Annotated in this window: 20 protein-coding genes, 7 tRNA genes and 1 pseudogene; 6 read left to right on the top strand and 22 right to left on the bottom strand. The window is 41.4% G+C overall.

What is annotated here, in order from left to right; all coding sequences use genetic code 11:
- The first annotated feature begins 181 nt into the window (after positions 1-181).
- Positions 182-625, top strand: coding sequence for a GNAT family N-acetyltransferase (locus VXP95_RS01100; protein ID WP_416711220.1), 444 nt, complete (start codon positions 182-184; stop codon positions 623-625).
- 125 nt (positions 626-750) lie between these two features.
- On the opposite strand, the gene VXP95_RS01095 is transcribed toward VXP95_RS01100, so the two are convergent.
- A complete protein-coding gene (locus VXP95_RS01095; RefSeq protein ID WP_416682236.1) occupies positions 751-1,134 on the bottom strand; it encodes a VOC family protein in 384 nt (127 codons plus the stop codon).
- A 343-nt stretch (positions 1,135-1,477) separates the two neighbouring features.
- On the bottom strand, positions 1,478-1,750 hold the full coding sequence (locus tag VXP95_RS01090) for a hypothetical protein (protein ID WP_416682235.1): 273 nt from the start codon (positions 1,748-1,750) through the stop codon (positions 1,478-1,480).
- Positions 1,751-2,183: 433 nt separating this feature from the next.
- Here VXP95_RS01090 and VXP95_RS01085 point away from each other — a divergent pair, with 433 nt between their 5' ends.
- Positions 2,184-2,387, top strand: coding sequence for a hypothetical protein (locus VXP95_RS01085; protein ID WP_004280022.1), 204 nt, complete (start codon positions 2,184-2,186; stop codon positions 2,385-2,387).
- A gap of 151 nt (positions 2,388-2,538) precedes the next feature.
- Here VXP95_RS01085 and VXP95_RS01080 read toward each other — a convergent pair.
- From VXP95_RS01080 to VXP95_RS01040, 9 genes are all read right to left on the bottom strand, one after another.
- Positions 2,539-2,623 (bottom strand) — tRNA-Leu (locus tag VXP95_RS01080).
- A 39-nt stretch (positions 2,624-2,662) separates the two neighbouring features.
- A tRNA-Trp gene (locus VXP95_RS01075) sits at positions 2,663-2,736 on the bottom strand.
- A 35-nt stretch (positions 2,737-2,771) separates the two neighbouring features.
- Positions 2,772-2,856: transfer RNA gene (locus tag VXP95_RS01070), tRNA-Leu, on the bottom strand.
- 387 nt (positions 2,857-3,243) lie between these two features.
- Positions 3,244-3,329, bottom strand: a tRNA-Leu gene (locus tag VXP95_RS01065).
- A gap of 395 nt (positions 3,330-3,724) precedes the next feature.
- A tRNA-Leu gene (locus tag VXP95_RS01060) sits at positions 3,725-3,809 on the bottom strand.
- Positions 3,810-3,848: 39 nt separating this feature from the next.
- Positions 3,849-3,922, bottom strand: a tRNA-Trp gene (locus tag VXP95_RS01055).
- Positions 3,923-3,957: 35 nt separating this feature from the next.
- Positions 3,958-4,042, bottom strand: a tRNA-Leu gene (locus tag VXP95_RS01050).
- Positions 4,043-4,149: 107 nt separating this feature from the next.
- Positions 4,150-4,971, bottom strand: coding sequence for a protein kinase domain-containing protein (locus VXP95_RS01045; protein WP_416681865.1), 822 nt, complete (start codon positions 4,969-4,971; stop codon positions 4,150-4,152).
- Positions 4,958-6,469 carry a DUF3336 domain-containing protein gene (locus VXP95_RS01040; RefSeq protein ID WP_064101782.1) on the bottom strand — a complete coding sequence of 504 codons (1,512 nt, stop codon included), beginning with the start codon at positions 6,467-6,469 and terminating at the stop codon, positions 4,958-4,960. Before VXP95_RS01040 ends, VXP95_RS01045 begins: the two co-directional genes overlap by 14 nt.
- Before the next feature lie 189 nt (positions 6,470-6,658).
- Between VXP95_RS01040 and VXP95_RS01035 the strand changes: the two genes are divergently transcribed.
- Both VXP95_RS01035 and VXP95_RS01030 read left to right on the top strand, forming a co-directional pair.
- The gene (locus VXP95_RS01035; protein ID WP_064095869.1) at positions 6,659-7,531 is read left to right on the top strand and encodes an ATP-binding protein; all 873 of its coding nucleotides are present in this window, start codon (positions 6,659-6,661) and stop codon (positions 7,529-7,531) included.
- Positions 7,521-7,933 (top strand): annotated as a pseudogene (locus VXP95_RS01030) (DUF6176 family protein). Before VXP95_RS01035 ends, VXP95_RS01030 begins: the two are co-directional and overlap by 11 nt.
- A 96-nt stretch (positions 7,934-8,029) precedes the next feature.
- On the opposite strand, the gene VXP95_RS01025 reads toward VXP95_RS01030, so the two are convergent.
- The 3 genes from VXP95_RS01025 to tsaD all read right to left on the bottom strand — a co-directional run bounded on the left by VXP95_RS01025 (position 8,030) and on the right by tsaD (position 11,751).
- Positions 8,030-9,067: a hypothetical protein gene (locus tag VXP95_RS01025; protein WP_416711217.1), complete on the bottom strand. Its 1,038-nt coding sequence runs from the start codon at positions 9,065-9,067 to the stop codon at positions 8,030-8,032.
- A 496-nt stretch (positions 9,068-9,563) separates the two neighbouring features.
- On the bottom strand, positions 9,564-10,523 hold the full coding sequence (locus VXP95_RS01020; RefSeq protein ID WP_416681857.1) for a diguanylate cyclase: 960 nt from the start codon (positions 10,521-10,523) through the stop codon (positions 9,564-9,566).
- 211 nt (positions 10,524-10,734) lie between these two features.
- Entirely contained in the window at positions 10,735-11,751 is a 1,017-nt protein-coding gene (gene tsaD, locus VXP95_RS01015; protein WP_416711216.1) for a tRNA (adenosine(37)-N6)-threonylcarbamoyltransferase complex transferase subunit TsaD, read from the bottom strand.
- A 146-nt stretch (positions 11,752-11,897) separates the two neighbouring features.
- On the opposite strand from tsaD, the gene rpsU reads away from it, so the two are divergent.
- Together rpsU and VXP95_RS01005 are read left to right on the top strand one after the other, a co-directional pair.
- On the top strand, positions 11,898-12,113 hold the full coding sequence (rpsU, locus tag VXP95_RS01010) for a 30S ribosomal protein S21 (RefSeq protein ID WP_001136722.1): 216 nt from the start codon (positions 11,898-11,900) through the stop codon (positions 12,111-12,113).
- 33 nt (positions 12,114-12,146) lie between these two features.
- Positions 12,147-12,593, top strand: a complete 447-nt coding sequence (locus VXP95_RS01005) for a GatB/YqeY domain-containing protein (RefSeq protein WP_416711214.1) — start codon at positions 12,147-12,149, stop codon at positions 12,591-12,593.
- A 77-nt stretch (positions 12,594-12,670) separates the two neighbouring features.
- On the opposite strand, the gene VXP95_RS01000 is transcribed toward VXP95_RS01005, so the two are convergent.
- The 8 genes from VXP95_RS01000 to VXP95_RS00965 form a co-directional block, all read right to left on the bottom strand.
- Positions 12,671-13,030, bottom strand: coding sequence for a hypothetical protein (locus VXP95_RS01000; protein WP_416711212.1), 360 nt, complete (start codon positions 13,028-13,030; stop codon positions 12,671-12,673).
- Positions 13,031-13,136: 106 nt separating this feature from the next.
- On the bottom strand, positions 13,137-14,579 hold the full coding sequence (locus VXP95_RS00995; protein ID WP_416711211.1) for a M48 family metalloprotease: 1,443 nt from the start codon (positions 14,577-14,579) through the stop codon (positions 13,137-13,139).
- A gap of 115 nt (positions 14,580-14,694) precedes the next feature.
- Positions 14,695-15,660, bottom strand: a complete 966-nt coding sequence (locus VXP95_RS00990; RefSeq protein ID WP_416711210.1) for a 2-hydroxyacid dehydrogenase — start codon at positions 15,658-15,660, stop codon at positions 14,695-14,697.
- 22 nt (positions 15,661-15,682) lie between these two features.
- Entirely contained in the window at positions 15,683-16,324 is a 642-nt protein-coding gene (locus tag VXP95_RS00985) for a hypothetical protein (protein WP_416711209.1), read from the bottom strand.
- A gap of 199 nt (positions 16,325-16,523) precedes the next feature.
- On the bottom strand, positions 16,524-18,413 hold the full coding sequence (locus VXP95_RS00980) for a M48 family metalloprotease (RefSeq protein WP_191730688.1): 1,890 nt from the start codon (positions 18,411-18,413) through the stop codon (positions 16,524-16,526).
- An 89-nt stretch (positions 18,414-18,502) separates the two neighbouring features.
- On the bottom strand, positions 18,503-20,038 hold the full coding sequence (gene purF / locus VXP95_RS00975; RefSeq protein WP_064095859.1) for an amidophosphoribosyltransferase: 1,536 nt from the start codon (positions 20,036-20,038) through the stop codon (positions 18,503-18,505).
- A 24-nt stretch (positions 20,039-20,062) separates the two neighbouring features.
- Entirely contained in the window at positions 20,063-20,644 is a 582-nt protein-coding gene (locus VXP95_RS00970; protein ID WP_064095858.1) for a CvpA family protein, read from the bottom strand.
- 5 nt (positions 20,645-20,649) lie between these two features.
- Positions 20,650-21,651, bottom strand: coding sequence for a quinone-dependent dihydroorotate dehydrogenase (locus tag VXP95_RS00965; protein WP_064101777.1), 1,002 nt, complete (start codon positions 21,649-21,651; stop codon positions 20,650-20,652).
- Positions 21,652-21,684 lie beyond the last annotated feature (33 nt).

Genomic DNA, 21,684 nt, shown 5'->3' with positions numbered 1-21,684 from the left:
CTTGAAGGGCTCGTATCACTTTTATATAAGGTGGAATCTATTGGACATTTACCTAAAAAGAGATTACTGAGCCATTTTCTTTCTTATGATTACCCCGGGGATATAAAATACTTGTCCTAGAAATAATCCTATAGAAATAATAAGTTTAACTATATTTATAAAATCAAAGGAAGGTAGCGAAATGGAATGTCCGGTTATGGAAAATATTAGAATAACAGATAATAAAAATGAGATTGATCTAGATAAAGTTCATCATTTCTTAAAAACCACCTATTGGTCTAAAGATATTCCAAAAGAAGTCGTTCAAAAAGCAATTAAAAACTCTTTAGTGGTTGGATTATTAGCGGAAGATCAGCTCATCGGCTTTGGTCGTTCCATTACAGACTATGCAACATTTGCTTATCTTGCGGATATTTATGTTAAACCTGAATTTCGTGGTAAAGGCTACTCTAAAGTAATCATAAAGACTCTTTTAGATAAAAGTGGCTCAGAGAATTTAAGACGCATTCTTTTAGCAACGGCTGATGCTCATGGCTTGTATCGTAAATTTGATTTCAAAGACTTGGGTAAACCCGAAGATTTTTTAGAGATCAACAAACCTCAAATATATCAGCAAGTCACTTAAAAATATTGCAGTAATATCAATAAGCGGATAAAAATTTAAAAATGAATGAACATTCAAATCATAGCTTCAAATGTTTGGATTTATATCAGGTGTATTATATTCATTTTAGTATTCTTAAATAAAAACTAGTCAAGGTAGTTAGCTATTTCTATTAAATTATCATCAGGATCTCTAATATATATAGACATGATATTTCCAATAGCACCTGTACGTTGAACCGGCCCCTCTTCAATATGAATATTAAGATCATTTAAATGCACAATAACCATAGCTAATGGGGTTTTCGCGATAAAGCATAAGTCAGCAGATCCTTTTGTGGGATGCCTCGCTTTAGGCTCAAATTCATTTCCAGCCTGATGTAAGTTTATTTTTTGCTGTCCAAACTTTAATGCTTTGCGATCATTTCCGAAAGAAACAACCTCAAAATTAAGAACCTGACTATAAAAATTACACGCTTTACCTATATCGGCAACAGTCAAAACCAAATGATCTAAATGTGAAATTTCCATATGAGTTCTCACAATCTTGCAAAGGATGTAGTTAATTACATCGTTTACTAAATTTAAGTTATTAAAATCCTCTATGCTGTTGGCGACTTGTTAAAAATGAAAATAAATTATTTCATTCAATGTACTGGTGATTCTCTTAAATTAAATTTATAAGCCACTAGTAGAAATATATGGTTGCTCCAAAATAAAAATATCCCCCTTTACATAATGACATACCAATAAAGTCGCCAAATTTTAAGAGTAACATTGGTTATGTCGCCCCTAATGATGCTATGCGAGAGCAGAAACTTAGTGCTTGAGTTCTATTTACCGGAACTGAGAGCTTATGTACCAATAAGTAAAATTAAAGAATCTGGTTGCTTTGTGCATAGGTATCCAGTTCCTCTTGATTAACCACACGCACCGCCTGCATTTCATCAATACGTACCAGCAGCAAACCACCTAAAGCAGGTTGATAACGACGGGCACTCCCAAAAGGCGTATAGGCCACTTTCGACTGAACACTAAAATTCAACCAGTCTTCATGTCCCAACATTACAGCAACCGGATCAATTCCTTGCTGCTGCATCAATTCAATTTGCTGTTTTACATACTGTTCAATGGTTACTTCAGTCATGGTGCGGGAACTCAGCCTAAGAATTATATTTATGCCAGTATAAAACATGTAAAACCGGACTAAAGGGCAGAAAATCATCAACCAGTATTTTTGAATGGATTGAATTAATGAGAAGAAATATTTTCATTTTATGGCTAATTTTTTATTTTGACCTTATAGGAAAAATTTAAAAAACAGATCATCTAAGATATAAACCATTGAATTATAAAATTAATTATATATTTCTATCTTATTTAAAAACTTAATATTTAGTTACAACATCTTCAATATTATAAAAATCATTTACTTAAAGCTTAAATTGATTTTTTCTTACTCACACAATGTTCACTATATATACAAATTCATTTAAATTAATTTAAATAAGGTTAAATGCCCTTTAAAACATTATTTTTCACCCTTATTTAACATTTAACAATGATGAAGGAGTGATCTCGTGAAAAAAGTGGTTAAAGCTAAAAATTTGATTGCATTTCGACTATGGTTAGAAAAATTGGGATATTCGGTACGTACGCTGGCAGATGATCGTGGTTTCAGTTTCAGCTTTAAGAAAGAATATGGCTTGGTCACCTGTGATCTGGCAGGCAATGCCTTGGCATTACAACTAGGTGAGGAATTTGAAGACCACTTGAAAGCCTGATTGCTTCTATTTAGGAGTAGAAAAATAAATTAATTTCTCCACTGATTCAGTAGCACTATTCTCCATTTATTCAGCCCATTTCGATGGGCTTTTCTTTTTTGAGAAATCTTGAGCAATAAAAAAGCAAGGCATTAGCCTTGCTTTAATATGATGGTGGGGACGGAGAGACTCGAACTCTCACACCTCGCGGCGCTGGAACCTAAATCCAGTGCGTCTACCAATTTCGCCACGTCCCCATCAGGGTACCAACTTAGTGTTGGATTTCTTTCAAACTTTGGCAGAGGATCAAGGATTCGAACCTTGACGAACGGTTTTGGAGACCGTCATGCTACCATTACACCAATCCTCTACTTCAATCAAATATTCAGATACCCGAATATCGATTGGTGGGGACGGAGAGACTCGAACTCTCACACCTCGCGGCGCTGGAACCTAAATCCAGTGCGTCTACCAATTTCGCCACGTCCCCGATGGCTGTGTATATTATAGAGATAGACCGTCATTGACAAGTGATTTTACAAGCAATAACAGTCTATTCCGCTATAAAATAAACAGTTAAGCTTATTTTTTATTTTTTTATAAAACTGATGTCGAAAATTTGCCTATTTTTAGGGTCAAGCTACAAGTCCGTTATTTCTTCAAAAGTTTTTATTTAATTCCTCTATCCCAAATAAAAACTCAAATGAATTTCTAATATTAATTAACATTATTAAACAGAACGCTGAAACTGCCTCTTTGATTGCAAATTAGATCTGAAGCAGTATATGGAACCAAAAATAGAAAACAGAATAAATAAAACTGGGCTTAGCAAATTGCAGGCAAAAAAAAACAAGGTAGATACCTTGTTTTTCATATTTGGTGGGGATAGAGAGACTCGAACTCTCACGCCCAGAAGGCGCTGCGACCTGAACACAGTGCGTCTACCAATTCCGCCATATCCCCATGGCTGTGTATATTATAGCGATTAGACCTGATTCACAAGTAGTTCTGTAAGAATCTAAATGCTTTTATATCAAAAATTAAGCAGTTAACTTTCAATTGAGCAAATATCATCCTACTTATATTCCTATTATTAAATTTATCCCCTTCTATATAAAAATGATGGGTATAACGAATGAAAGATCACTCCATTGAAATTTAAAAGCAGTGGGATCGCGCAGCTTATCATTTTTGATATTAGAATTTTTACAGTCATGCCCTGATAATAATCATTCACTTAAGAAGTAAAACCTGGAATGCATTAAAGTTCATTACTTATCACAGCAAATATCACACTAAAAATTAGACTTAAATTTCAGGCAATAAAAAAGCAAGGCATTAGCCTTGCTTTAATATGATGGTGGGGACGGAGAGACTCGAACTCTCACACCTCGCGGCGCTGGAACCTAAATCCAGTGCGTCTACCAATTTCGCCACGTCCCCATCAGGGTACCAACTTAGTGTTGGATTTCTTTCAAACTTTGGCAGAGGATCAAGGATTCGAACCTTGACGAACGGTTTTGGAGACCGTCATGCTACCATTACACCAATCCTCTACTTCAATTCAATATCCAGTTACCCGAATATCGATTGGTGGGGACGGAGAGACTCGAACTCTCACACCTCGCGGCGCTGGAACCTAAATCCAGTGCGTCTACCAATTTCGCCACGTCCCCGATGGCTGTGTATATTATAGAGATCATTTCCAGCTGACAAGCCGTTTATCATAAAAAAGCACCCGTTTGATTAAATAAGAAACAATCCCGGTCTTATTGTATTTTTCTCATTCAATTTCAGTCATTAAGTAGGATCTAACCGCTTTGAAATCTGTCAGTCGATGCGGTTGTTGCTTGCATAGCATATCTTCTAATAAGCCTTGAAAGACCTGTAAACTTTCCGGTAACCCAATCTTTAGACGCTGACAATGCAACAGCGCCCAATCCAGATAATCAGTCGCCTGTAAACGCTGCCCGCTTAACCATTCATAAAAAATCACGCCTAAAGCATAAACTTCACTTTGCAGGCTCTTGGCCTGACCTTGAAAAAGTTCTGGCGCCATATAACGTGGTGTTGCATTCAGCTCATAGGTATCATTCTGATAGATTGACTGCACATGTTCAAAATCAAGTAGGCATACCCTGCCCTGATCATTTACAAAGTGCTCCTGCTTTAAATCCGCATGTATATAGCCCAGCTCCTGCAAGCAGACTAAAGGCTCTACAGCTTGCAGCAAATGCTGTCGAATTTGTGTAATGGATTGCTGATGCGGCATGACTTGAAAATGCGCCCGTGCATCCACCAGAATCAAAGCATGCTCAAAGTGGTCATGACCGATCTTGAAAGGTTGTTGAATAATTTGATGGGGCAGGAAGAAATTTAGCTCACTTGATCGGGCATAAACCTGATAAAAATCCAGCTCACGCTGCCAGCCCATTTCAGCCTGCGTTGATAATTTTAAGCTATCAGAGATATTCGGTATTTGGGTTTTTAGCCAGAGCGCCTGCTTTTCAGCATAATACAAACGCCGCCCAAAGCCCAAGCTGCGGGCTTTAGTTCGCAGTTCAAAATTAGAAGTATCAAGATGATCTAAATTAAGTCGTGGCAATGTATTCAGGTTTTGGATCAGGTGCATGCTGATAATTTAACAGTTCCAGACAATGCTGAATAGTTTTCCCCACGCGTTCCTGAGTTTCGATGAGGGAAATTTTCGGCCATGTAGCCCGCTCCCCTTCACGCTGTAAAATTTTAAACAGATACGGCCTTGGATTCTGCAACATATAGCTATAGTGGCGCAGGCTATATTTACCGACAATATTCACATCACCATAATAACGCTGATCCACCACACCATAGCCATGATCCAAAAGACGGCGTACAGGAGGCAAACTTCCCGCATGTTCCCGGGCGAAATCCATCATACCTTTGGTAATCACCGCGCCCTGCCGGCGAACAATCCGTTGCGGCCAGCTCAAGGTACCTTTACGGAAACGTGAAATATCATCCTGCATAAATGGCACGATATGCGGGTTGGTCTGGCTGGCAATGGTATAATTGATATTATACAGGCGTGCCATTTTCTCCTGCGGAAAATCACTGCGCACACTGCCATCCACCCAACGGGTTGATCCCATATAAGGGGTATATTGACCGTCATAACGCTTGCTGGTCAAACGCACAGGTGGAAACAGAATTGGCACTGCACAAGAGGCCAGCACCGCACTCCAGACCAGCACATCCGGAGATGTATAGGCATTCATGATACGTGCGTCCTGTGCCCCATCATAAGGCGCAACTGCAATATTAATATGCAGGCCTGAGTTTTTCAAAGCCTCTTCAAAGGTCAGATCACCCAGATTTTCGATCAGAAATTTTTTCAGATATTTTACATCGGCCAGACCACCATTGCCTTTCAGCAATTCGCTCATTGTGCGGAAATGAAAAGCCTCATGAAAGAAATTATGCCCCTTGAGAATATCGACATATTGTGACGGTTTGGACACGCCTAACATGGCTGTCATAATTGCGCCCGCACTAGAACCCGACATGACTTTTGGTAATAAATCCTGCTCCATTAAGGCCTTGCATACACCCGTATGAAACAGGCCTAAAGTTGAACCACCAGAAAACATCAAGGCCGGTTGTCCATAAGCACGCTGACAATGCTGAAAATACTCTAATTTTTCTTCAATACTTAGGCAAGTACAGTCTATTGAAGCAATATAGGCTAAGCTCTGGCTGACTTCTTCGACATAATCTTCAATAATTTTTTTGGTACCGACGTAAGCTTCAGTGAATAACAGAGGATGGGCAATGTTGGCAATATCGTAACTTAGGCCTTCACGCAAAATATACATCAGGTCACGGGTACGCTTTTGTTGTCGATAGCGTCTTAATTTACCCAGACGATGTGCAATTACTTCTGCATCAAAATACGGGGAGCTGTTATCAAATTTCCATTCCTGCGCACCTGATTCTTCATCTATTTTCAGGGCAATATATTTCCATTCTTCATAGGACTCAGCCTGTTGCAGCTGCTGCTTGAGCTTTTTAATACGATAGGCCTGATGTGGATTAATGTCCTGAGTAAAATCTTTAAACAGCATCTGCCTTCTTCCCTATATTTATTCTTGATACAGCTCGTACTCAGAGCCAGAAAATTTGTCCAAACTTTCTATCCTCTACAATAACGAAGATTCTCTACTTTAAGCAAATTATCATACTTTTCCGGCTTTGACTGTGTATTTTGCAGTGATACTATCTTAGGCATAATTTTAAATCTGTATGCTTAGATCATGGCAAAAATTGAGTTACCTGACCATATTTTAAATACCCTTTCAACTGTGCTGCAGCAGCTGCAGCAAAGCCTGCCCGAACTGAAAAAAAATCCTGATTTTTCTGCGCTTGCCTATAAGTGGCAAAATGGTGAGCTCAAACCCATTCATCAGCTCAGACAGATAGAACTGGCCGATTTAAAAGGTATTGAGCGACAAAAAGAAAAAGTTATCCAGAATACTTTGCAGTTCTTAAAAGGCCTACCTGCTAATGATGTCTTGCTGACGGGTTCTCGTGGTACGGGTAAATCTTCTATTGTTCGCGCCCTGTTGACTGAATATGCAGAGCAAGGCTTGCGCCTGATTGAAATTGAACGGGATGATTTGTCTGATTTACCGCAAATCCAGCAACTCATTGCCGGACGTCCAGAGAAGTTTATTGTTTATTGTGACGATCTGGCTTTTAATGCCGAAGACGAAAATTATCGCAGTTTAAAAAGTGTTCTGGATGGTTCTTTACAATCCGGTTCCAGCAATTTTGTGATTTATGCGACCAGTAACCGTCGTCATTTATTACCCGAATTCATGCATGAAAATACGCCCGTTACCCGAGTTGATGTGCCGCAATATACCGAATTACATCCGCAAGAAGCGATTGAAGAAAAAATTTCGCTGTCTGACCGCTTTGGCTTATGGCTCTCTTTTTATCCAATGGATCAGAATCTGTATTTAGAAATTGTAGAACATTATCTGAAAAAGGCAGGCATGGAACTCACGCCAGAAACCCGTGCTGAAGCCCTACGCTGGTGTCAGGCACGCGGTCAACGTTCAGGACGTGCTGCCTATCAGTTTTCCAAGCACTGGATTGGTTCAACCCAACTCAATGCCTCTTAAAAGCTTAAAAGCGACCGGTTCAGGTCGCTTTTTTCATATAAATCATTTATATCATAATGATACTCAAAAGAAAATTAAAATTATGGATGTCGGCGCAGTTCTCATTCAACTTAAGCCCTTACACATGCAGCAAGTTCTGACTGGCAGCGTACTTTAAAAGCACGTCAAGACGAAGTAATTGAAACGCTTAAGGCTGAACAGGTTCATGTCGAGTCCTGGTTTTATCTGCAACTTCATGGTCAGGACTATTTGATTGCATATATGCGCGCCGACAACCTTCAAAAAGCGAAAAACATTGCGAAATTCAGTACTTTTCCGATTGACCAAGTGCACAAACAGTTTAAAGCATCATGGCAGGCTGTTTATCCCGCTGAATTATTATTGGATGCTACAGCTACCTGATTTATTAGCACGGCTATTTAAAGATTTTTTGTAATATAGATATCCCATCAAAAATAAAAAAGCCCCGGCAATACAGGGCTTTTTTGACCTCTCGAATTATTGTTTATTACCAATAATGGTAGACCACAGCAAGTCATCAATTTCACTGCCATTGAAATAAACAGTAGCCTTTAACGATTCAGGCTGGTTTTGTTTGACCTCAATTATCTGATTATAACTGTCGGTAATTCTAAGCACGCCCTCTTTTGGCAAATGCTTATAGTTATTTAATACGGTTTCATCCATTTTGAATGGTGTGCTGGTATTAAAATCAAAACTGTAACGATAATCTGCCAGATCAGGCTGACCGATAATCGTACCGCGACTGGTTAAGGTACGATTCCCATTACTGCCACTGCCATAATCATCGACCAGGCTGTAATTATAATTACGCACCTGCAGATATTCTTTGCTCTTTGTATCAAACGCGGTTCCAGAAGTACCCGCCTGACCGGTCTCGGCTATACGCTGAAATTCCAACTGATCGATTTGATAAGATTCGGATTGCCCCATGTTATTTTTGGTCTTTCGATGTACAATTGTGCCAGAAATCAGGTAGTCGTCCTTGAGATTAAAATCCACATTTGAACCATAACGGACATTGCTAAAGCTTAAAGTCGTCGTGTCACCATTCACTGTCTGAGTAATGGTGGAGCCTTTACGATAAGTCTTGTCCAGAATAATACAGTTCTCTCTATCCGTTTTTAATTTAAGAGTCTTGACTGCACCATTGGTATTTACTTCTGAGCAGATCAGATTTGGGTATTTAATACTATTGATGCCCAGATTATAAATCTTGATGATACGTGCAGTACGCCCATAAGGATAATCTGCAAATACTTCACCAATCATATGACCTAGAGCAACGTTGTAGTCTGTATCATTACTGGAATCTCCAGAAATTTTATCGCGAATTTTATCCACAATATCCTGATCTTCAAAAGGGACAAACTCTTCTGAAAGCTCAGGGGAAATACTTTCCTTCGGAACATTTGGAGGGGTAGAGACTGTGGGATTATCTGAGCCACTTCCACCACAAGCACTCAGTAAACCCGATACAAGAGCCACACCAAAGAGAGAAATCTGCTTTTTCATAAAATTTATTCCCTGAAATTTCTTTGCATTTTTATCTGGTTATCACTAAAGATGAGCCATCTTAAAATAAGCAGCCGAGTACTATGACTGCCGGTGATATTTATTTTTGACAGCTAGCTTTATCCTTCCTTAGTGTTTTATCTTTAAACAAAGAATTTTTTTGTTCTGTAATTTTAATGTATATTTCAAACAATAATGACCACAAGAAATGAGGCTCTTTTTTAATTACAACTCCTCACTACAACTGCTTTACAGCCAATTTATAGTGCTTTCAATCAGATCAATTTACTTTGCAACAAAGCTTATTAATTTTGTAATCATTAAGTTAATGATGTATTAATCTTTCTTTTTACACTGAATCAGGCTTATTTCTTCTTATTTTTTATACATGCGTCTAAAGAAGAATATTGAAAGATAGGATGATTTTAGACCAAAGAAAACGACCCTTCCGATATTATAAAATTCTTGCTTATTTACAGAAAATTCAAAGCATCAATTATTTAAGATAGGCCACAGCTTCACTGGCTTTTTTCCAGCGTTTATATTCAAACATATTCTGATCCGCCTGTGCGAGTGCTGCAAATAGACCCTGACTTGGATGACGCATTGCCAGACCAATTGCTGCGCCAATATTTGCTTCTGCAAAAGCAGCAATTAAACGGTCGAGCAACGTTTCAGCACCCGTTTTATCATTTTCCACACTGAGAATCACAAATTCATCTCCACCCAAACGGGCGACAATGTCATTGATGCGAACATTATCTCGTAATACTTGAGCTGCATTCTGAATCAGCCTGTCACCTTCTTCATGACCCAAACTATCATTCACTTTTTTCAGATCATTCAGGTCAATAAACAATACAGCGGCGGGATGACCATACTGCTTGCAGCGCTCTTCCTCTGCTCGCAGAAATTTGTCCCAGGCACGGCGATTATACAATCCAGTCAATTCATCTTTACTGGCTTCTTCCTGGAGTAATTCACGTTGTCGCACCTGCTCAATCTGGCGTAACTCTGCCTGCAAAATCGAACTGAGCAATTGCCCTAACAACTCGACCAGTTGCATATCTTGAACAATAGCTTCTGATTTGATTTCAGGATCAATCGCACAGAGTGTTCCGAACAGACTGCCATCTTCTTTAACGAGTGGCTGGCCAATATAAGATTTTATACAGACCTGCTGATTAATCGGCGCTGTGGCATATAAAGGAATTTCTTCTGAACGGGGTGCAATTCTAGGCGCTTTACCTGCCACCATATGAAAGCAGAAGGAGTCTGCCCACTGAAAAACTTGCCTAGGTTGTACGCCATAGCCATGGTCTTCCGTTTGCAGGACGATCCAGTCCAGACCTTCTACCCGGGTGATCATCCATAAATCAAAGCCAAAATGCTTATGCAGAAACTGCAATACCGCCTGTCCCGCATCCTGAAAACTTTTAAAATTGATATTTTCCATCCGAAGCAATCTCTGCTGCAAACTTATAAAAGCTGTATGATTTAAACCGAAGCTATTAAATGATTTTCAAGTTTCAATAGAATATTTGAGTTTTAAATAAAGCTATAAATAAATACAGATATTCAAAGCATCTCGTTTCTATTAAGTTCTCATTTAAAAAGTCACATTAAAAGGAAAGAGGCCCAAACCTCTTCCTTTTTTTAGCTGAAATCTATGCCTCTGTCGGATTAGTCAATTCCGTCATCGGCCAACGTGGTGTCGTGGTCACGGCCAAACCATCTTGCTGACCTGCTTTTAAACGCTGATAGCCCGCAAAAGCAATCATGGCACCATTGTCTGTACAGAGTGCAGGTTCAGCATAATAAACAGATGCACGGATCTTGGCTAAATCTGCTTCTAAACGCTCACGTAAACGCTTATTGGCACTGACACCACCGGCAATCACCAGACGTTTAAGCCCCGTTTGCTTCAGTGCTTTCAACGACTTTTTTACCAAAGTATCAACAATTGCTTCCTGGAAACTGGCTGCAATGTCAGCATCGCGGTTTTCATCACCCAGTTTCTTCATTTGTACAGAAACAGCCGTTTTTAAACCGCTAAATGAAAATTCCAGACCTTGATGCAGCATTGGTCGCGGGAATGCAAATGCATTCGGATCGCCCTGCTCCGCCAGTTTGGAAATATTCGGACCGCCCGGATATGGCACCCCCATCATCTTCGCAACTTTATCAAAGGCTTCACCGGCAGCATCATCAATCGATTCACCCAGCAATTCATACTGCCCAATACCATACGCTGCCATAAGCTGTGAGTGACCGCCAGAAATCAGAAGTGCCACAAATGGAAATTCCGGCGGAGTTTCTGACAACAAAGGTGCCAGCATATGACCTTCCATATGATGCACACCAATCGCCGGTTTATTCAGTGCAAAGGCCAAAGTACGACCAAACAGTGCACCTGTCATTAGTGCACCCATCAGACCTGGACCACGCGTATAAGCCACCGCATCAATTTCTGATTTTTTCACGCCACTTTGTTCGAGCAGCTCATTAATCAGGGGGATTAATTTACGTACATGATCACGTGATGCCAGTTCCGGAACCACACCGCCATATTCTGCATGCAGTTTAATTTGACTATAAAGCACCTGTCCGCGTAACCCCAACTCGCTGTCATAAAGTGCAAGCCCTGTTTCATCACACGACGTTTCCAAGCCTAAAACGATCATTAAACTGCCTATAACCTGTATCAAATCTATTGCAGCAACTATTATAGGCTTGTGGTATGAGATGTAAATGAGTAAAATACTGACCTTCACTTGTGATCTGGGGCAATTCGGCCCTGATCTTATCCATAACTTAATGAGGATTCTTCATGCCACAAGTTAAATTGAAAGAAGGCGAACCAGTAGACGTAGCTATCCGTCGTTTCAAACGTTCATGCGAAAAAGCGGGCGTTCTAGCTGACGTACGTAAGCGCGAATTCTACGAAAAACCAACTCAAGAACGTAAGCGCAAAAAAGCTGCTGCTGTTAAACGCTACCAAAAGAAATTGGCGCGTGAATCAGTACGTACTACTCGCCTTTACTAAGATTAATTTGTGATTGACTGCTTGGAATAAATAATGACTACTTTAAAAAACCAGATTACTGACGTATTGAAAGCCACCATGCGTGCCAAGGATATGCCGAAGTTGACGGTCATTCGTAGTCTACAGGCAGCAATTAAGCAAATCGAAGTCGATGAGCGCAAAGAACTTGACGACGCTCAGGTTCTTGCGGTCATTGAAAAGCAAATTAAACAACGTAAAGAATCGATCAAAGCCTTTGAAGGTGCTGGTCGAGAAGATTTAGCTAGTAAGGAACAAGCCGAAGTTGAGGTTCTCTCTCAATTTCTACCAGAAGCTATGACTGAGGAAGAACTTGATTCCCTGATTGCGCAAACAATTGAAGCGCAACAAGCTACTAGCATGAAAGATATGGGTAAGGTGATGAATTCTCTGCGTCCGCTCATAGCCGGGCGCGCCGATCCTGCACAAATTTCTGCCAAAATTAAAGCAAAACTTGCTTAATTTCCCATTTTAAATTTAAATCTATTTTTGCGTTGAACTGCCCTTTTCCTGGACAGTTCTTAGCATGTTCTTATTTTTTATTGCAAATCACAATCTACATGATAACGCTTAAGTAGTTGCATCTCTTTAGATAACTTCACTTCTCTAATAACATCCTGCTTAGTCATATTTTGAAACTGACGATCCAGATAAGCTCGATTCTGGTCAGCGGCCTGATATAAACGATCAACATAGCGCCCTACAATCCCACAAAATTTTGCATTTTGCTCAGGGCTAAATCCTTGCTGCTGCGGATTCAAACTGCTTAAAAATTGCCGTGATTCTTTTTTATAATCGGCATTAATTTGTTCTACTGCTGCTACATATTCAACTGCACTTGCAGCAAAAACCCCATAATTCCAGCCCAGTAGACATACGCCTAATAATATTCTTTTCATATAATGCTTCAAACTGATACATACTATCTTCAAAAAAGATTGTAGCTTGATTCAAGAGACCCTTGCTATATCATTCCGATACAAAAATTTAAAATCCAGCTCATGGTTAAATTTTATATTGATGCTCCTGTTGCATCTGTTTCAGACGCTGACGAATGGTTGAGGACAAGGACTGATTATTCTTCACGCTACGCTGGGCATGCAATAATGATTTGATCGCGGTTTCTTCATATCCTGACCAGTACTCTACTTCTGCACGATAGCGGAGTACATTGGCAGCCTTGATCGCTGAATCTGGCTCTGCATTGGCAGCCACTTGCATCAGTCGCCAGCCATTGACATCGCGTGGATTGGCATTTAGAAATCGCTGCACTAAAGCTTTTGCCTGATCGGGTTGCCGGGCACGAATCAGAACTTCTGCATATTTATAATTAAGTGCGCGATTCTCCGGCATGATTCGTGCTGCTGAAGCCACACTTCTCAAAGCTTGATCAAGCTGATTCTGGGCTAAATAAATATCAGCCTGCAACAAAACCTGCAAAGGATGCATCTGGTTATGCTTTTTTGCCCGATCCAGCGAAATCTGTGCGGCTTGAAAATCACCCTGCTGTATTTGATAAGCTGTCAAGGCAAGCTGACCCGCAAAATTATTTCGCTGGTCCATCAACACCAGCTGCTCTGCATTCGTCTGACGGGACAATACCCTGCTATACCACTTGACAACCTCAAAGTCTTGATCATTGAGATTGCGTTTCACTGCGGGAAGCTGGTTGGCACGTAAACGTGCCTCGCTCATCCGTTCAGTGGTGAGTGGATGCGTGAACCAGAAATCTGGCAGAAAGCTTAACCGACTGCTAGAGCGATGCATAACCTCAAAGAAGTCTGCCATGCTATGTGGGTTATAGCCGGAACGGTACATATACTGCATCCCGATCCGGTCTGCTTCACGCTCCTGATTACGACTATAGGTGAGCTGTTTATCCAGAAGGGCTGCCTGCGACCCCATCATAACCGCCGCCCCCACATCACCATCTGCTTGAGAAGCCACCAAAGCACCCACCAAAATTCCCGCTAGCGCCAATAAACCTTGTCCCTTAAAGGCATCTTGGGAGCGACTGTAATGACGTTGTGTGACATGTGCAATTTCATGCGCCATCACCCCTGCCACTTCATCCATATTTCGGGCGGAATTTATCAGACCTGCATTCAGTGCAAAGAGCCCGCCCGGCACAGCAAAGGCATTAATTTGCGGATCATTGATTACCAGCAAACCGATAGGCTGTTGTAACTGGGTCTGACTCAGAATATGTGAGAATACTGATAAAAGTTGATCTTCCAGCCATGGATTTTGCAAGACAGGCATTTTCTTATGCACTTCACGATAAACTTTCTCACCGATCATTTTTTCTTTTTGCTGATCGAGCAAGCCCACGCCTGTGCCAATATCGGGTACAGAAAATTGTACATTTGCTTGATTAAAATCATGGGTAGAGCCATGCCCTGTCACCATACACAGACTTAAGCTACATGCCAGCATCAATCGTTTCAATGAAAAATCTCTAATCCTGCCAACCTAATTTGTTTTGAATATAGCATCGAACTATGCGCAGAGACGCAAGAAAATGTTATTTTTTAATATCGTTTAAACTACATTTAATGGCATTTTAAAATTCCGGATTGACTACATAACGAGGTACTCGCCCCTCCAAGGCATCAACCAAGTTCTGATAAGCCAGTTCTGCCATTTTTTTACGGGTGGCGGCGGTAGCCGAACCCACATGCGGTAAGGTAACGACATTATCCAAATGGAATAATTCTGATTCTTTTAGCGGTTCTTTCTGATAGACATCCAGACCTGCAGCAAAAATCTGCTTGGCTTTTAAAGCTTCAATTAATGCCTGTTCATCAACAACCGGGCCACGTGAAATATTAACCAATACTGTATGCGGTTGCATTTTTGCAAATTCCGCTGCTGCAATCAGCGCCTTGGAATCAGCATTCAAATCTACTGCAACGACCACAAAGTCAGCACGCTGTAACAGCTCATCGAGCTGGCAATATTGTGCATTGAAGCCTTGCGCAATTTCCGGTTTTTCCCTGCGATTATAGTAGAGCACATTCATATTAAAACCGTAAAAACCACGGCGTGCGATCGCAGCCCCAATATGGCCCAGACCAATAATTCCCAGGGTTTTTCCAAAAATATCCACACCAAATTGTGCTTCACCCACAGTACGCTGCCATTGCCCCTGCTTGGTCCATTGATCCAGATAAGCCACTTTGCGTGCCGCTGACATCAGTAAAGTAAAAGCAAGATCAGCTGTAGTTTCGGTCAGCACATGCGGTGTATGACTCAGATAGATTTTTCTTTCATTTAAATAATCCAGATCATAGTTGTCATAACCAACACTGACACTGGAGATAATTTTCAATCGGGTAGCACTGGCCAGATTATCGCAATTCAGCAAACGCCCTGCACCAATCATGCCATCGGTATCCCGAACCTGCTGCAAAAGCTGTTGATTCACATCACCCAGCTTCGGTTGTATATAGCTCACCTGATAATTTTGTTCGAGCTTAGTTTGAATATCAGCATCAATTTGACTAAATACAACCACTTTTTGTTTCATCTATTTTTATTCCACAGCAGAATTATTCCAGACTGGCAGACCTATTTTGCATAAACTGCCATAAACGTTTTTTTAAAATCGGCTGATCCAGCATCTCTTGCAGGGACGCTAACTGGATTGCTTTGATATTTGAAATATGCGCTACCGGTCCGAGGAAAATAATATGTTTCTCTGTCCTCATCCCATCCAGAAATCCTTGAATATAGGATTCCACACCACGTCCATCCTGGACATTAGCCCAAGGAAATGGCCAGTTCAGCTCATAAAAATCACCCGAAACTGCGCGCTGGATATTTGCCCATAAATTTAGGGTAGCTTCAGTCATTTCAGTTGCATCAATCACAACACTGCAATGTGCCAAACTTAAAGCCTGTAAACTGAATGGCGGAATTTGTACACTTTCACGAGGTTCCTGAACAGTTAAAACTTCAGGTAATGTAGGCGAGGTATCAATCTTAAACGTGTCGAGCGACTCTGGTTCAGGAATCGGTAACTCCACCAGCGCCTCGACCGGATGAGGCTGAGACAAGACAATCTCGGTGTGAAATTCAGGTTCAGCCTGATCACGCCAGATCGAGACCTGATGCGGCTGACATGCGCTGTCCCTAGGAATCCAGAGATCGATTCCTAATGTTGCCAGTATGTCACGCTGATGCCCAATCATCTTTTCATCATCACCAATTTCAGGCTGAACATTTTAGCCGTATTGTCCCCACTTTGCCGAACTTTTTCAGTTTTTCTTTTTATCCTGATAAATTCTCGTACAAAGTTTATCAGTACACTCAATATTGAATTTTCAATATACAATTAAACCATCACTGTAATAACAAATTCAGATTCGAACCGTGTGCTCATCTTGTTTTTTACATAATGGTTAAACTGTTTTTCTTTAACATTTGCTGAATAACTTCCCCACCTTCGAAACCTAGGCGCCAGTACAACAGTTCCATCACATCCAGCTCATCCTGAGTTACGATACGGTCGCTCCATAAGCAGGCTTCTGCAATGCCTAAAATACTGAGACGATCGCGTAATAAAAGCCCCGCAATATCATTCAGGATTTCAGCAAGATCAATCGGCTCATCTGAAATTTCATTGTATAAATCCAGTTCACGAGTGGTCAAGATCCGGTTTAGAATCCGTTCCCGCACCTCAAGTTGATTACCGCTATTAATCTGCTGCACATGTAGCAAGGCATCGATCAAACGAACGATTTGCGGCTTGACCTCATCGAGAGCAGTAGGAATATGTGCAGGGAGCAAATTTAACTCATATTTCACACATTCCAACAACAAGGCATCCAGCAGACCAATTTCACCATCTTCCTGAATAATCCGTGCCAGCTTCATCAGAAACTGGCGTGCAACAGTCGTCGGCATGCCACCAATATTCTTACAGGCTTGCTGGAAAATCGAAATATGTACCCGCCCATCCAGGTTAAGCAACGAATCTACAATGGCACGACTGACCTCAGCCTCAGTGGGAATAAATTCACGATATTGACGAATCATTAAAATTGCGACCATCACTTCCCGGGAACCTGTCGCCGTTTGTAATGCACGTTCAATGAGCTCCGGACGTGGCATCTTGAGCCGAAGTTCCGGATTCAATGGCTTGATTGCATCTTTAATCGCAAAACTGATCGGAGACAGCCGCAGCAATGGCAAAGGTTGGGGTGAACTCCAGCTCACTGTAGTTTCAGGTACCACCTCTTCCAGAGAGCGAAACAAACTGAATAAAGGCTGATTCTTCAGTTTTTTCAGGTTTTCAAGCTGTAAATCCTGAATCAGGGCAGGATTTAATTCATAAATGCGCTGATTGATATTGGGATGAATGTTGAGCCAGTTTTGCGGACTCAAAGAGTTGGCAAAACACATATGCGAAATCGATTCGGCATATTCACTATAAATCTGCGAACCGGAATGATGCACATGAATTCTGAGCAAAGTCTGGATATTGGCATCATTTTGTAGCAAGCGCCGGGTCTTCTGGTCATTCTTATAAGTCCGGCCACCAAGAGAAATATATTTAATAAAACGGGAAATCAACACACCCAGACTACCAATCAGCCAGATCACCGCCCCAACTGCCACATACAGGGTTTCAAACTTGCTTTCCCGTAGCGTACCGGTTCGATTAAAACCGGATTTAGCAATTTTACTGCCCCACTGACTAAAAGTGGTTAAACTGCTATACAGAATTTTCAGGCGGGTATTTTCCGCAGTTTCACCAGACAGGATTTTATTGAATTCGTGACTAAGCAACCCATACAGCTCAACTTTATCCAGTGTTTGTATTGCCCCCCAGGTCAGAATAATAGCCGTATCACGTGGACTAAAACCTGCTGTTAACGCATTGACACCCACTTCATCAGGTAATACATATACTGCGGGAATTTCAATCCGAAAAGTCTCTGCCAGTTGCTGGTTAATGTGTAGTGCAGCACTTTCTTCGGGAATACTGTCCATCGGACTCAACCGACGTGCACCCATCTGCTTCGCCAATGAATAACCGCCATTGCGAAAAATATAAAATTCATAGATGACCGAGGTCATCATGACACATAACAGTACAGCAATCAGATAAGGACTCAGCGTATGCCAGAAAATCGACTGGTTAGGATCAGCATAAAAAACAAATAGGCCAACAACGGTATTAATAATAAAAATAGTCAACAGAATTGCAATCAGGCAAAAACTTACAGGTAGTACTATATTTTTGTTTTTTATAAAATCGTATCCTACGTTTCGCAATGCAGAACCCTAAAATGATGATTTTCAATGGGTTCATCATAAAACAAAAAAGCGGGAAATTCCCGCTTTTTCATGATGATTTTAAATGTTTAAACTTCGCGTACGCCAGTCAAATCCACTGAGGCTGCATCAATATTGACATCAATATAATTGCTTTCTTTCATGGCACTGTCACTACGTTTTTGCTGCAGATCATCCAGATATTGCGCATCAATACCACCCGACACATAGATCCCGTCAAAGACTGAACAGTCAAAATCCTTAACATCCGGCACTTTGTTGGTTCTTACTGCATCTTTCAAATCTTCCAGATCCTGGAAAATCAGACGGTCAGCACCAATAATTTCTCGGATTTCTTCCACGCTACGTTCTGAGGCAATCAATTCTGATTTCGCCGGCATATCAATACCGTAAACGTTCGGATATTTAACCATTGGGGCTGCAGAAGCAAAGAATACTTTCTTCGCACCAGAATCACGAGCCATCTGGATAATTTCATTACAGGTTGTACCACGTACAATAGAATCATCTACCAACAGTACATTCTTACCTTTAAACTCAAGCTCAACCGGGTTTAGTTTCTGACGTACCGATTTTTTACGCAGCTGCTGCCCAGGCATAATGAAGGTACGACCGATGTAACGGTTTTTCATGAAACCTTCACGGAATTTCACCCCTAGCATATTGGCAAGTTCTAGCGCTGAAGTACGTGAAGTATCCGGAATCGGAATCACCACATCGATATCATGCTCGTCACCCCACTCACGCAGAATTTTTTGCGCCAGTTTTTCGCCCATTTTTAAACGTGCTTTATACACCGAGATACCATCAATAATGGCATCCGGGCGGGCAAAATAAACATATTCAAAGATACAAGGACGATATTCAGCATTTACGGCACATTGCTTGGTAAAGAAGTTACCTTCTAAATCAATAAATACCGCCTCACCCGGCAGAATATCACGCTCAACTTTAAAGCCCAGCGCAGTAATCGCAACAGATTCAGAAGCAATGATATATTCCATACCCTGTTCAGTTTCACGTGAACCGTAGATCAGTGGACGAATACCATTTGGATCACGAAAGCCCACCAGACCCTGACCGGTAATCATCGCCACCACGCCATAAGCGCCTTTACAACGCTCATGCACACGTGTCACCGCATGGAAAATATCTTCCGACGTCGGTACCAGTTTGCCGTGTTTCTGCAATTCATGCGCAAACACGTTTAACAGCACTTCTGAATCAGAATCCGTATTCATATGACGCAGGTCTGTTTTGAACAGGTCATCATGAATTTCTTCGGCATTGGTCAGGTTACCGTTATGTGCCAAGGTAATCCCGTACGGCGAGTTCACATAAAACGGCTGTGCTTCAGCACTGCTCGATGAACCGGCTGTTGGATAACGCACATGACCAATACCGTAATTTCCTTTCAAGGCACGCATATGACGGGTATGGAATACATCACGCACCATGCCATTGTCCTTGCGCAGGAATAAACGTCCTTCATCACATGTCACGATCCCAGCTGCATCTTGTCCACGATGTTGTAACATCGTTAATGCATCAAACAACATTTGGTTAACGGGTGATTTACCAGCTATACCAACTACTCCACACATAGCAACCTCGCAGACAAGCTAGGATTAATAAAAAGGATTATTTGTAGACTCATCTGCAGCTCCAGACTTGGACGATGTTTCAGATGATGAAGCTGAAGGTTTCGATGCCCCTTCAGACTTGATATGTTGTAGTGCGCCATTCGCGGCTTCTTTCGACATTTGAGTCGCCCAAGGCGCATAAGGCAATAAGGCTTGAATAAACTTGGACTGTTTCCAGTGCGGTGAGCTTTCTACCCAAGGGCCGATACCCTGCATGGTAATCAGGACAATCAGCAGACCTTTCAGGCTACCAAAGACACCACCTGCAAGACGGTTGAGGGGACCCAGCTTGAGACTCTTTAAAATACGGTTCAACAGTGCAGTAACGATCCAGGTCAGAACTACAATCAGCAGGACGATAAAAGCAAAGGCCGCAATCTTTTGTACGACTGGATCTGTACTCAGAGCAACCATAGACGGCGCAAGTAGTGTTGAATATTTTGCCGCAATAATCAGGGCAAAGATCCATCCCACTAAGTTCGCAAAGGCTTTAATAAATCCTTGACGCAAACCGTTGAGCCCTCCAATGAGCAAGATAATCAGTAGAAAGATATCAATGGCATTCATAGGATTTAAAGTGCGTCTACACAATCTTTTACAAGTTTAGGGCCAGTATAGATGAGGCCACTATAAATTTGTACAAGGCTGGCACCTGCGTGTTTCTTGGCAGCAGCATCTGCACCCGAAAGAATACCACCCACACCAATCAATGGGATTTGTCCTTTTAATACCGCAGCAAATGCAGCCAGACATGCGGTACTTTTCTCAAATACTGGCGCGCCAGACAAACCGCCCGCTTCCTCTGCATGCTCCAAACCCTCTACGCCTTCACGTGACAGCGTGGTATTGGTCACGATCAGGCCATCAATCTTGAACCGCAATAACTGCTTGGCAATAAAGGCAATATCGCTGTTATCCAGATCAGGCGCCACTTTGAGTACCAAAGGTACATAATGCTGGTATTCCTGAGCCAATTCAAGCTGACGGTTCTTCAATGTTTCCAGCAGTTCGGTGAGTGCGTCACCGCTTTGCAGGCTGCGCAGATTTTTGGTATTGGGAGAAGAAATGTTGACGGTAATATAAGAAGCATAATTATAGACTTTTTCTAAACAGATAAGGTAATCATCTACTGCTTTTTCTACCGGAGTGTCAGCATTTTTACCGATATTAATACCGAGAATGCCTTTAAATTTGGCCACTTTGACATTTTCGACCAGCTGATCTACACCATCATTGTTAAAGCCCATACGGTTAATAATGGCTTTGGCCTGTGGTAAACGAAACAGACGTGGATGAGGATTACCGGCTTGCGGTCGCGGGGTAATGGTACCAATTTCAATAAAACCAAAACCTTGGCTGGCAAGGGCATCAATATAGGCACCATTTTTGTCTAAACCTGCTGCAAGACCCACCGGATTGGGAAATTCGATTCCCATACAGGTCACAGGTTTCGCAGCAACATTTTGACGCATCAAGCCCATCTTATGGGATGATTTCAATAGTGATAATGTCAGCTCATGTGCACGCTCTGGTGCTAAAGAAAACAACAAAGGGCGGGCTAGAGAATACAACATATCCAGAAAAGTCTACTGCTTTTTAAGTCGGCA

Origin of the sequence: Acinetobacter sp. 226, from assembly GCF_048147925.1 — a bacterium.
Lineage (GTDB): Bacteria > Pseudomonadota > Gammaproteobacteria > Pseudomonadales > Moraxellaceae > Acinetobacter > Acinetobacter pecorum.
The sequence above is the reverse complement of the archived record's forward strand: the minus strand, read 5'-3'. Positions and strand labels throughout refer to the sequence as shown.

What these genes read in the sequence shown, in the direction of transcription:
- tsaD (WP_416711216.1), bottom strand. Translation starts at nt 11,751, where the DNA reads ATGATCGTTTTAGGCTTGGAAACGTCGTGTGATGAAACAGGGCTTGCA.
- VXP95_RS01040 (WP_064101782.1), bottom strand. Translation starts at nt 6,469, where the DNA reads ATGCTGTTTAAAGATTTTACTCAGGACATTAATCCACATCAGGCCTAT.
- VXP95_RS01020 (WP_416681857.1), bottom strand. Translation starts at nt 10,523, where the DNA reads ATGGAAAATATCAATTTTAAAAGTTTTCAGGATGCGGGACAGGCGGTA.
- VXP95_RS01035 (WP_064095869.1), top strand. Translation starts at nt 6,659, where the DNA reads ATGGCAAAAATTGAGTTACCTGACCATATTTTAAATACCCTTTCAACT.
- VXP95_RS00985 (WP_416711209.1), bottom strand. Translation starts at nt 16,324, where the DNA reads ATGATTGGGCATCAGCGTGACATACTGGCAACATTAGGAATCGATCTC.
- VXP95_RS00965 (WP_064101777.1), bottom strand. Translation starts at nt 21,651, where the DNA reads ATGTTGTATTCTCTAGCCCGCCCTTTGTTGTTTTCTTTAGCACCAGAG.
- VXP95_RS01000 (WP_416711212.1), bottom strand. Translation starts at nt 13,030, where the DNA reads ATGAAAAGAATATTATTAGGCGTATGTCTACTGGGCTGGAATTATGGG.
- purF (WP_064095859.1), bottom strand. Translation starts at nt 20,038, where the DNA reads ATGTGTGGAGTAGTTGGTATAGCTGGTAAATCACCCGTTAACCAAATG.
- VXP95_RS01095 (WP_416682236.1), bottom strand. Translation starts at nt 1,134, where the DNA reads ATGGAAATTTCACATTTAGATCATTTGGTTTTGACTGTTGCCGATATA.
- VXP95_RS01005 (WP_416711214.1), top strand. Translation starts at nt 12,147, where the DNA reads ATGACTACTTTAAAAAACCAGATTACTGACGTATTGAAAGCCACCATG.
- VXP95_RS01100 (WP_416711220.1), top strand. Translation starts at nt 182, where the DNA reads ATGGAATGTCCGGTTATGGAAAATATTAGAATAACAGATAATAAAAAT.
- VXP95_RS00970 (WP_064095858.1), bottom strand. Translation starts at nt 20,644, where the DNA reads ATGAATGCCATTGATATCTTTCTACTGATTATCTTGCTCATTGGAGGG.
- VXP95_RS01090 (WP_416682235.1), bottom strand. Translation starts at nt 1,750, where the DNA reads ATGACTGAAGTAACCATTGAACAGTATGTAAAACAGCAAATTGAATTG.
- VXP95_RS01025 (WP_416711217.1), bottom strand. Translation starts at nt 9,067, where the DNA reads ATGAAAAAGCAGATTTCTCTCTTTGGTGTGGCTCTTGTATCGGGTTTA.
- rpsU (WP_001136722.1), top strand. Translation starts at nt 11,898, where the DNA reads ATGCCACAAGTTAAATTGAAAGAAGGCGAACCAGTAGACGTAGCTATC.
- VXP95_RS00990 (WP_416711210.1), bottom strand. Translation starts at nt 15,660, where the DNA reads ATGAAACAAAAAGTGGTTGTATTTAGTCAAATTGATGCTGATATTCAA.